We start from the raw sequence: 9,974 nt of genomic DNA, 5'->3' as shown, positions 1-9,974 counted from the left end.
CTCCTGATCGAGCCGGCTCATGCGCTCCTCCGTGTCGTCCCGTGACACGGTAGGTCGACTTCAACCGGAGGCGACATCTCGTAAATCTGGCCGTCGCCTTACTCACACATTCGCGCGTCGCGCTACACCTCTGTCCGTCTGCACCGGCTGCTGCTGGTCGCCGCGCTGCTCGTGCCGGCTGTCGTGTTCGCGGCCGCTGCGGCCTGGAACCGGTTGGAGGTTCTGCGCGACAACGAGGAAACCATCACCCGCACGACAGCAATCCTGCATGAGCACGCCCGTAAGGTGTTCGATACGGTGGAACTCGCGATCGGACGGGTCGAGGACCGCACCCACGCCATGTCCTGGGAGGAGATCGCGGCACCAGAGACCAGCGTCTTCCTCCAAAGGCTCAAGGCACCCCTGGAGCAGGCGGTCTCAATCTGGATCACGGATGCCACCGGACATGTCCGGGCGGGCAGCCAGCCGTGGGATCCCAACGTCACCATTGATGAGCGCGAGTTCTTTCAGGCCCAGCGCGGCCGCGATGCCGGCATGGGCATGGATGCGGCTACTCTGGCCCGCGCCATTGAGCCGTTCTTCACGACCAAGGGAGTCGGCAAAGGCACGGGGCTGGGCCTGTCGATGATTCATGGACTGGCTGTCCAGTCCGGCGGCACCCTGACGCTGAAAAGCCAGGTGGGGAAGGGCACAACGGCCGAGATCTGGCTGCCGCAGGGTGAGGCGGTGGTGGAAGCCGCTGTCAGCGACGAGCAGGCCCGTCCGGAGCATCGCACCTGCACGGTGCTTCTGGTCGAAGACGATCCGCTGGTGATGACCGCGACGGCTGCCACGCTGGAAGATCTGGGTCACGCGGTAGTGGAGGCCTCGTCGGCCGAGGCGGCCTTGAGGGTCCTACGGGAAGGCACGGCCATTGATCTCGTGGTGACCGACCATGCCATGCCGGGCATGACCGGGCTGGAGCTGGCGGAGCGGATCCGCGCGGAGTGGCCCACGCTGCCGATCTTGTTGGCCAGCGGCCATGCCGAGCTGCCTGAGCGGAGCGGGCTAAGCATTCCGCGATTGGCCAAGCCCTTCCGTCGTGATGAGTTGGAACAGGCGATCGCGTCCCTCGTCACGCCAGCCTGCGAACCGGTCAACGTGGTGCCCTTCCGCAAGCCTTGATGGTGTACTGACTGGAACCCATGAGGCTGGGCCGCCTGCAAGCACTCGCTCCTGCCTTTTTGGATCTGCATCGACCGCCTTGCCCGCATAGCGGAAAGGTCAGTTCCTGGATGGGGCCGACCTTAACCGGAGATCCGTATTCAGGCAGTAAGCAAACCTTGCACGGCCGGACTTAAGGACCTCCTTTGCCCTTATGTATGACCGATCGTGCGTTGCCCAGCCGGCATGTGGCTGCCTAGGTATAGGTGCCGGGAAGCAGGCGTTCGTAAAGCCGCCGGATCCGGCTGTAGCATTCGCACGCCGCTCCCTCGAGGCCCTCCCGGTCGGTGACCGTGATGCCGCCGCGGCTCTGCCGGATCAGCCCCGCCGTCTGAAGGGATCGGGTCACCACGCTCACGGTCGAGCGTTGCACCCCCAGCATCTCGGCCAGAAACTCGTGTGTGAGCGGCAGGGTGTCCCGCCCCACCCGATCATGGATGCGCAGGATCCAGCGGCAGCAGCGCGCCTCAACGTTGTGAACGGCATTGCAGGTGACCCGCTGAAAGGTCTGGGCCAGCAGAACCTCACCATAGTGCATGATCAACCGCTGCAGGGCCGGGCAGGCATGCCGCACCTCGTTCAGGCGCTCGACTGGAATGCGCGAGGCGGTGCCGGGCATCTGCACGACGTAGCGCCCGAAGGCCTCGTGCGTCACCAGCGCGCTCAGCAGGCCCAGCACGCCCTCACGCCCGAACACCGCGACCTCGACGCTGCCGCCATCCTCCAGGACATTCACGAGCGACACGACCGTGTCGTGCGGGAAGTAGGCGTGGGACACGGCCTCGCCTGTGTCATAGAGCACCTGCCCCCGTGTCAACTCGACAGGCTCGAGGTGCGGCTCCAGACCTGCAAAGTCCTCCGGCTTCAGAGCCGCCAGGAGCCGGTTGGCGCGATGATCGGCATCCAGACTCTGGGGTGGTGTGTCTTGCAGCGGCATCATTGGTCGTGGGTGGGGCCGTCGTGGTCTTCGGCGATGCATTCGATGGACCGCGCCAGGCCCGCTTCAACTTGGCTCAGCGCCTGCGAGCGGGCGATCTCGGCGCGGGTCTGCGCGATGGCCTGATCGGCTTGCTCGATGGTCTGCTCCACCGCCTCGTCGAGCGGCTGGGTGTTCTCTTTCGCCATCAGTCCGGGCTACTTGTCCAATGAGGCCAGAGCTTGGCCCTTCAAGGGCCTGAGGGTCGGCCGCTGCCAACCTATGGTGATTGAGGAGGAACTGCCCATCCGGCGCCGGGTCACGAGCGGGGGCTGTCCCTTACGGGCGCCGGTCTTTATCGTACACGTTGGGTCGGTTGCCCGCTGTCCCAGAGGTAGTGGAGGTGCCAGTCGTGCTGGTTGTCGTTGTCCGCGACCGCCTCCGCAGAAAATACCAGGCCGCAGCGGCGATGATGGCCAGGATAACGATGAGCCACAGCCAGCTTGTGCCCCCATCGGTTGCCCCGGGTGCCGCCGGGGCGGCGGGAGTCGTCTGCGCGAGGGCTTCGTTCAACGCAACAAAGGTCGCGGCCGTCGAGATCTGGAGCGTCTTGAGCATGATGGTCGTCCCTTTGCCATCCTGACGGCGGATTCGGGTCAGGTGATGCGATCGGTCGAGGAAGCCCGGCTTGAAGGCCGGGCTTCCCGATATCCTCAGCGGGTGCGGTCGGTCGAGCCCGTGGTGCCGGTGCCGCGGACATTCCGCTCGTCCTCGACGTCGACCTCAGTCTTGCGCACGGTGTCGGAGATCGTCTCGGTGCGCGTCTCGGCTTCCTTGCGCACCACCACCTCTTCGGTCACCCGCGCCTCCTTGGAGACCACCGCCTCCTCGCCGCGCTCCTCGACCTCGATGGTGCGCTCCTGGAACGGGTCGCCACTCAGGGCGCCTTCCCGGTACTCGCCCGAGACCGGCCGCCGCTCCACGTCAACGCGTTCTTCGCGCAGCGTGACCTGCTCCTGCACGGGACGCTCGACCACACGGGACTGGATGCGGACGCGGCCATGATCGACCTCGCGCTTGCCCACGTGCAGTTCTTCCTCCGCGATCGGGATCACCTCATCGCGCTCGGCGGTGTCGGCCGTCCGGGTCCTGGCGTGGGTCATGTCCGAGTCCCCCGTCAGGCCGCCGGTGCTGCCGGCGACCGAGGCGTCATACCCTTGCCATCCTTCCGAACGCCAGGCCGCCTGCCGCTCGTCGAGATCGAGGACGCCCTCACTGTCGAGGATGCTCACCACCCGATCGGCCTCGCCGTCGTCGCATTCCACCGCCACGAGCGAGTTGCCGCGACGCACGCCTTCCGCATAGGCATGGGCATCCGAGCGTGGCACACCCGCGTCTTCCAGATCGTCGATCAGGTCGGCGGAGGCATCGGAATAAACATCGATGACGCCGCGCGAGATGCCAGCCTGCTCGAGGCGGCTGACGACCGCGTCGGCGGTCGACCGATCTCGGTAAAGGCACGTAACGGTCTTGGTCATGTGATCACTCTCCTGAAGTTTCTGCCAAGGGTTGTCCTCGTAGGCTCGGGCGGCCGGCCGCCCTTCTGTGTGTTCGGTGTTCACCGAACAACACTGACCTGGATCGGCTGGTTGCCTTCAAGTTGGCGGAAGCTGCGGTCATTGCGGTCAAAGCTCGGCAAGGCGCGGATCTGGTCCTCCGTGAGGCCCTGGATGATGAGCCGGTCACCACGCAGCGCCACGCGCTCCACGGGGATCGCCACGTGCTTCTCGCCCATGCCTAAGAATCCGCCAGCACCAATGACCACGTACTGCTTACCGTCGGGCCCTTGGACCACTCGCTCGACATCACCCAACTCGTTGCCCTGCGTGTTGTACAGGTTCATGTCATTGACGCGCGACACCGTGAGCGCCTGCGCCCCCGGCAAGGCGCCCGTCGTCTGAGGGGCTGTGGTGGTGTCGGCGGGCCGGGCTGCTGTCTGCTGCTGCGAATTCGCCTGCTGGCCCTCGCCCTGCTGCTCCATGCGCACGTTCGGCTGGCCCTGAGGTTGGTTGACAACGACCCGCGGCTCGGCTCGCTCGTAGCGCACGTTCGGCTGGTTGTCGGCCGCCTGGACCTGAACCTGCGGCTGTCCTTGCACCTGCTGCACCTGGACCTGCGGCTGAGCCGGCTGCACCTGCACCTCAGGCTGCTGCTGCGGCTGTACGACCTGGACCTGCGGCTGGGGCTGGTTCACCTGGACCTCCGGCTGCGCCATCGCGACGTTCACGTCGGGCTGCGGCATGCGCACGATGATCTCAGGCTGGGGGATGTCCACCGTCACCGTCGGCTGCGGCTGGCGCACCAGGATTTCGGGCTGGGGTTGGCGCACCGTCACATTCGGCTGTGGCTGCTGGACCGTCACCTGCGGCGAGGCCTGATCGACCCGGACCGTGGGCGCGGGTTGCTGGACGACGATGCGAGATGGGTCCTGTCCAGCCTGGTTCTGTGCCGTCTGCTGCGGCTGCTGGCCTCCACCCTGTGTTGCGCCAACCCGGGCTGGCGGCAGCGAGGTCTGGATCTGCTCCACCGACTGGAGATGCTCACGCAAAGTTGGAAGCGTCTGCTGGGCAAATTGCTTGAGCTGTTGATTGTCCCCGTTCTGTGCGTACTGATCGAACAGGCTCACGGCATCCCGGTGGGCGGTCACCTGCATCTGAATGTAGTCCCGGTCGAAGCCTGAGCCCGACGCGCTCTGGAGGGTCTGCACCATCTGCTGGTGCGGCTGATCCAGGCTGGTCGGGACTGTTGCTCCCTGAATGCCTTGCACGGCTGACTTCAGCTTGTCGCCGGCGGCCGTATGGTCCTGGACCATGCTTTGCGCGAACTGGCGAACCCGGTCGTTCTGCGCCTTCTGCTGCGCAAGCTGGCTCGACTGGATCTCGAACATGTTGCTAACCGCGGCCCTGTTCACGAAGTCAGCGGCGGCAGGGACCTGGGCGCCGGCCTGAGCTGGAGCCGGTCGCGGAGCAGGCTGAGGGGCCTGCGCCAGAGCAACGGCTGGCATGAACGCTGTCGATGCAAGGAGTACCATCATATGAAGCTTCATCTCTCGTCTCCATGTTGGACTACCTGTTCTCGTGCGCTGGGCAAGAAAAGGGGCACGATGCCGGGTACGGGGCAAAGGCGATCAGCCAACCGGCGCTGACACTGGCGGCTGGTCCGTCATGGCTGCTAACCTCTTCATTTCATTAAGGTTCATTATTATTTTTCCTGGTTATTCCGCACCAGCCGACCCGATTTTCCTGCACCTCTTTTTGGTGCCTTTGGGAGCTTGGCGGTCACACCCTCAGCCCCGATGCCCCGCTCTCGGGCCCAGACGATCAGCGCGCTGCGTCGGTTGACTCCGAGCTTCTGGTACAAGGACGCGACGTGGTTGCGTACCGTGTTGCGGGCGAGCTTGAGCTCCGTCGCGATCTCAGGGTCACTCTTGCCCTGGCAGACGAGGGTGAGCACCTCGCGCTCGCGCGGCGTCAGATCGGCCACACCGGCGGCGGCTTGGGCCGGTGACTGTCCCGGCCGGGGCGGATGGCGCAAGGCCGCGAGCTTCTCGACCACGCCTCGGCTGAACCAGGACGCGTCCGCCATCACCGCCTCGATGGCGTTCACCAATTCTTCCTCCGAACGCCGGCGGGCGGTGATGTCCTGGAACGAGCACAGGATGCATGCACGCTCGCTCAGCATGATGGTCTCGGCTGATATTAGGCAGTCGATGCACCCGCCGTCTCTCACCCGCAGGTGGGCTTCAAAGTCCCTGACAGATCCGGTCTTCGTCAGCTCGGCCTCGAAGCGGCGGCGTTCCTCGTCGTCGACCCAGAGGCCAATATCGTCTGCGGGGTAGCCTACCACGTCCTGGGCCCGATAGCCCAACACTCTGGAGAAGGCCTCGTTGATCTCAATGAGTCGATGATCGTCGGCAGTGCTGATCGTGGTGGGCACAGGAGCCAGGCAAAAGGCCTTGGCGAAGCGCTGCTCGGACTGGCGCAACGCCGTCTCCGCCTTCCGCCGCGGCTCCAGGTCGGCGAAGGTGAACAGCATGCACGGCTCCTCGCCGACTTCAATCGGCTGGCCGGCCACCACCACCTGGCGCCCGCCGGGATCGCTCGGCACGGTGAGACAGGCCTCCATCTGCGGGATGGTCTCGCCTGCCCGTAGCCGCTCGAGTGCGAGATTGCGGCGTTCGGCGCGTTCCAGCACGTCGATCTCGTAGACAGTTCGGCCGAGCACGTCCTCGCGCATGTAGCCGGTGAGCTCCAGGAAGCCGTCGTTCACCTTGACCAGGCGCAGGTCGGCAAGGCGGCAGATTAGAGCCGGCGCCGGATTGGCCGCGAAGGCCCGCTCGAAGCGATGCTCGGCCTCAATCTGCCCACTGACATCGTGAACGATGAGCACGAGACAATCGGGATTGCCGGCATGATCGGTGATGACGAGGCTGCGAATGCGGTGGGTGCGATCCCGGTCCTGGTTGGTCTTGTGGGCCACCACGACCACGACATCGTCGAACGCCTCGCCCGCCACAACGCGGTCGATAGGGTAGCGGCCATGGTCGAGGAGATCGCTGCTGTGATGGCGCACAACGAAGTTCTTGCGGTATTCGTCAACGGTGCGGCCGAGTTCGTCGAGACTCGTGACCCCGTGCATCTCGAGGGCGGCCTCGTTGGCGTAGGTGATGGTCTGGTCCGGCTCGACCAGGATGACACCCTCGGTCAGACCGGCGATGATCTGCTCCAGTTGCGAGCGGTCCGGGGCTTGATCGCTCGACCCGTTCTCCGTTTTCCGATGGACCCGATCAGCGGCACTGGGGGCGCTTGCCTGCTTCGGGCGCCGGAGAGCGACGTGCCCCATGTTTGTACCTGCCTTTGCCATGGGATGGCCCGCTCTGCGCTTCCATGCCCCGGGGGTCAACGGAGCCCAGCGCCGCAGGTTTCACGCAGGACGACCGTGAGTTGCCGCTTGACACCTGTTCGGCGATCGCTCGGGGGCTGAACCCGGCCCGAAGGGCCGTCGAGCCAACCCATGGCGATCTTCCCGCAAGGCGGTTGAGCTCCGGCATGGTTGGGATGGCCGCGCTCCCGGCTCTTAAGCCGGGAGCTTGGTTGTCAGAGGCCTCCCGATGCTCAGGCGGCGCGGTTGAACCGCTGGGCGGTTTTGTCGGCCTGAACGGTCACGGTTTTGGTGGCCTCATCCGTCATTTGAAGCGTGAGCTCGGCCAGGCGCCGGCTGCTCTCGAGCGTCTGCTCGAGGTTGTCGCGCAAGAGCGAGCTCTGCACCTCAACCAGATCGGTGATCGAGCGGCAGCGGGCCAGCGCTTGTACGCCGTCGAGGTTGCGTTGCAGGCGCTGCTGGCTGCGGCTGACCACCTCGCGCGACACCTCTTGCAACCCCCGGCTCAGGACGGTGCTAGACTGCGCCACCGCCCGCAGATTGTGCGCCGCCTCCTCGGTCAGGCCGCGTGTGGTGCCATCAGGCTGGTCCAGGTTCTGTCCCGTGGAGCGGCGGGCCAGCTCCGAGAAGGCGCTAAAGCTGTTCGATACCGCCTCCTGCATGGCCTGAGCCATGGTCTGGGCGCTTTCGACCCCGGCCCGCAGGGTATCAGCGACGTCCTCCGTCACCCGTTGCACGGCCTCGACTTGTTCACGGCTGCGTCGGGCCTCAGAGCGTTTAGTCTCGTCAATGTTGGCCATCTCATCCTCCACTGTTTCAGCAATGGCATTGGCTTCCTCGTCGCTCAGCACTTTGAGCACGGCCGGAAGCAGTTCCTTGCGGTCATCGCGAATGTGCTGCTGGAAGGCGCGTCTGAGCTCCGTCACCTTGCCGAGGAACTCGGCATCGTTTTTCGGCATGCGCTCCAACTCGCCTAACAGCGCAGCCGTTTGCTGGTTATCGTTCGTCGCCTCCCGCACGAGATCCTGCATCCCGTGCCGGGTCAGCACAGGAAACAGATGTTCCTCCTGAAGGGTGGCGAGAAGCTCCAGCTCTTCCTTCAGGTCGGCCAGGAGCCGCTTGCGGGTTTTGACTGCATTGTCGGACGTGGCAAGCAGCTTGTCGAAGAGCTCGTTCGCCTTGTCCGGCGGGGCTTCGCTGTATCGTCTGGTCGCTGTCATTGTCCCTCACCTGCTGTCGAAAGGAGGGTTCACGCTTCCGCATGAACCATGGCCTGTGACGCTGATATGTCGTTGAACGCGTACCGCGTGACATAGGACGTTTGAACCGATGAGGCATTGCGTGTGCCTGCGCTCGGTCTGCTCGTCTGATGTCTACTCGCTACTGATGTTCGAGGGCGCTAAGCCCTGAAGTTCGGCCGCGCAGGCGACCCATTCTTGGTTCTTATTGATCGAGGTTAATCAGCGACACAGACGGAGGTTCCAGGCGTTCCGTTCGACAAAGCAGGTTTGACGGCGGAGCAGTGGCGGGATGATCTCTAAGCCTTGAGCGGCTCTGGCTCGGTTGCATCATCTCTGATCCGACGCGCGAACTGTCCTGCTTCGACGAAGCTAACCTGGGTTCGGGATCAATCGATCGCTTGAGACCCTGATGGGCCGGATCACCTGAACCATTGCCTTCGCGCCGGGTTAATCGCCAGGGCTGGGCAAGGGCTGATCCACATTCAGGAGGAAACGTCCATGGTCGACACCTATGGCACCGACAGCTCCCAAGAGCGGTTTGGCGCTGACCCAGGATCCTATGATGCTGAAGCGTCACGCCGGCCAACTTACCCAAGCCGTGATCTGGGGACCCGCGCTGGCGAACGACGGAATGCCCACGACGAACTCCGCCAGCGCCGGCGAGCTGACCTGTTCTTCGAGGACAGCATTGTGCTGCTCAGTATTCTTCTGGGCGGCGCAGTCGGATACATGACCGCAACGACAGTGCGCCGTACGACCTGGAGCAGCGCTCCAACCCGAAGGCCATCAGAACGAGCTGGCAGCAGCCACTTCTTCGGCCGGCAGGGCCGGTCACGCACCCAGCGCTCGGTGGACAAGGATGAAACCACAGACCTGATTGCCTCCAACAAGGTTGAAGGCACGGCCGTGTACAACCGGCAGGGCGAAAAGCTCGGGGAGGTCTACAACTTCATGGTCGGCAAGCGTTCGGGCGAGGTGGCTTATGCGATCATGAGCTTCGGCGGCTTTCTCGGCATCGGCCAGAAGTATCATCCGCTGCCGTGGAATGCCCTGACCTATGACACCGGCAAGAAGGGCTATGTGGTTGATGCCGACAAGGAGCGGCTGATGGGAGCTCCTAGCTATCAGGCGGGCGAGGAACCGTTCTCCCGGCCCGGGTACGGGCAGCAGGTGCGGGATTTCTGGTCTTCGGGCCTCACCTGATCCGCATCCTTGGAGATGATCGGAAGCCCCGCCGCCGGCGAGAGCGGCAGGGTGTCCGGTGCTCGTGGGTTCCGCTGCCCAATGCCCAGCCTGGATTAGATGAGCGAGCCGGAGCTGATTGCCGAGCTCCATCGTGTCGCAGCGGCGTGCAAACGGCTCAACCAGGAGGCCACACGGGCCATTGAGCGGCAGCGCTTCAGCCGGGACGCGCAAGAGGTCGCGCGGGCTGCTCAGGACGAGCAGGCCGCCTTGGCGGCAATGAACAGGCTGATGGACCGCAGACGAGCCGTCGAGGGGCATCTGATGCGGGTTCGCGGGCAACTCCGGCCTCTGAAGTCGTCCCTGAAGAATGTTATGTCGGCTTGAGTCATGCGCGCTGAGGCGATGGAGCATATCCGACGAGCATCAGGACAAGGGCGCACAAAAGTGCCGCCAGCCATCGCAGCAGGAGTGAGAAGTTGTATCCGACC

At 64.5% G+C, this 9,974-nt stretch carries 10 protein-coding genes; 4 read left to right on the top strand and 6 right to left on the bottom strand.

Annotated features, from left to right (window positions below; all coding sequences use genetic code 11):
- Positions 1–171 precede the first annotated feature (171 nt).
- Positions 172–1,164: a response regulator gene (locus FS320_RS49910; protein ID WP_338105563.1), complete on the top strand. Its 993-nt coding sequence runs from the start codon at positions 172–174 to the stop codon at positions 1,162–1,164.
- Between the two features lie 235 nt (positions 1,165–1,399).
- Here FS320_RS49910 and FS320_RS31580 read toward each other — a convergent pair whose 3' ends face one another.
- Positions 1,400–2,143 carry a Crp/Fnr family transcriptional regulator gene (locus tag FS320_RS31580; RefSeq protein ID WP_244627521.1) on the bottom strand — a complete coding sequence of 248 codons (744 nt, stop codon included), beginning with the start codon at positions 2,141–2,143 and terminating at the stop codon, positions 1,400–1,402.
- The gene (locus FS320_RS31575; protein WP_152716404.1) at positions 2,140–2,328 is read right to left on the bottom strand and encodes a hypothetical protein; all 189 of its coding nucleotides are present in this window, start codon (positions 2,326–2,328) and stop codon (positions 2,140–2,142) included. The genes FS320_RS31580 and FS320_RS31575 overlap by 4 nt, the downstream gene beginning before the upstream one ends.
- 203 nt (positions 2,329–2,531) lie before the next feature.
- Here FS320_RS31575 and FS320_RS31570 point away from each other — a divergent pair, with 203 nt between their 5' ends.
- Positions 2,532–2,762 (top strand): hypothetical protein, encoded by a 231-nt coding sequence (locus tag FS320_RS31570; RefSeq protein ID WP_152716403.1) that lies wholly within the window; start codon positions 2,532–2,534, stop codon positions 2,760–2,762.
- A 70-nt stretch (positions 2,763–2,832) separates the two neighbouring features.
- On the opposite strand, the gene FS320_RS31565 is transcribed toward FS320_RS31570, so the two are convergent.
- From FS320_RS31565 to FS320_RS46280, 4 genes are all read right to left on the bottom strand, one after another.
- A complete protein-coding gene (locus FS320_RS31565) occupies positions 2,833–3,657 on the bottom strand; it encodes a YsnF/AvaK domain-containing protein (protein WP_152716402.1) in 825 nt (274 codons plus the stop codon).
- Positions 3,658–3,737: 80 nt separating this feature from the next.
- Entirely contained in the window at positions 3,738–5,225 is a 1,488-nt protein-coding gene (locus tag FS320_RS31560; RefSeq protein ID WP_152716401.1) for a DUF4142 domain-containing protein, read from the bottom strand.
- A 155-nt stretch (positions 5,226–5,380) separates the two neighbouring features.
- On the bottom strand, positions 5,381–7,021 hold the full coding sequence (locus tag FS320_RS31555; RefSeq protein WP_152716400.1) for a helix-turn-helix transcriptional regulator: 1,641 nt from the start codon (positions 7,019–7,021) through the stop codon (positions 5,381–5,383).
- A 272-nt stretch (positions 7,022–7,293) separates the two neighbouring features.
- Positions 7,294–8,280 carry a phasin family protein gene (locus FS320_RS46280; protein ID WP_162003367.1) on the bottom strand — a complete coding sequence of 329 codons (987 nt, stop codon included), beginning with the start codon at positions 8,278–8,280 and terminating at the stop codon, positions 7,294–7,296.
- Between the two features lie 519 nt (positions 8,281–8,799).
- Here FS320_RS46280 and FS320_RS50990 point away from each other — a divergent pair.
- Together FS320_RS50990 and FS320_RS31540 are read left to right on the top strand one after the other, a co-directional pair.
- Positions 8,800–9,504 (top strand): PRC-barrel domain-containing protein, encoded by a 705-nt coding sequence (locus FS320_RS50990; RefSeq protein ID WP_420846801.1) that lies wholly within the window; start codon positions 8,800–8,802, stop codon positions 9,502–9,504.
- Positions 9,505–9,603: 99 nt separating this feature from the next.
- Complete coding sequence (locus FS320_RS31540; protein ID WP_152716399.1) at positions 9,604–9,870, top strand: hypothetical protein; 267 nt, start codon at positions 9,604–9,606, stop codon at positions 9,868–9,870.
- Positions 9,871–9,974 lie beyond the last annotated feature (104 nt).

Origin of the sequence: Microvirga tunisiensis (assembly GCF_009296175.1) — a bacterium.
Lineage (GTDB): Bacteria > Pseudomonadota > Alphaproteobacteria > Rhizobiales > Beijerinckiaceae > Microvirga > Microvirga tunisiensis.
This window is presented reverse-complemented; position numbering and strand designations above follow the sequence as displayed.

Bases quoted from the DNA above. Each gene is read 5' to 3' on its own strand.
- FS320_RS31580 (WP_244627521.1), bottom strand. From the start codon at position 2,143: ATGATGCCGCTGCAAGACACACCACCCCAGAGTCTGGATGCCGATCAT.
- FS320_RS31575 (WP_152716404.1), bottom strand. From the start codon at position 2,328: ATGGCGAAAGAGAACACCCAGCCGCTCGACGAGGCGGTGGAGCAGACC.
- FS320_RS31565 (WP_152716402.1), bottom strand. From the start codon at position 3,657: ATGACCAAGACCGTTACGTGCCTTTACCGAGATCGGTCGACCGCCGAC.
- FS320_RS31560 (WP_152716401.1), bottom strand. From the start codon at position 5,225: ATGAAGCTTCATATGATGGTACTCCTTGCATCGACAGCGTTCATGCCA.
- FS320_RS31555 (WP_152716400.1), bottom strand. From the start codon at position 7,021: ATGGGGCACGTCGCTCTCCGGCGCCCGAAGCAGGCAAGCGCCCCCAGT.
- FS320_RS46280 (WP_162003367.1), bottom strand. From the start codon at position 8,280: ATGACAGCGACCAGACGATACAGCGAAGCCCCGCCGGACAAGGCGAAC.
- FS320_RS50990 (WP_420846801.1), top strand. From the start codon at position 8,800: ATGGTCGACACCTATGGCACCGACAGCTCCCAAGAGCGGTTTGGCGCT.
- FS320_RS31540 (WP_152716399.1), top strand. From the start codon at position 9,604: ATGAGCGAGCCGGAGCTGATTGCCGAGCTCCATCGTGTCGCAGCGGCG.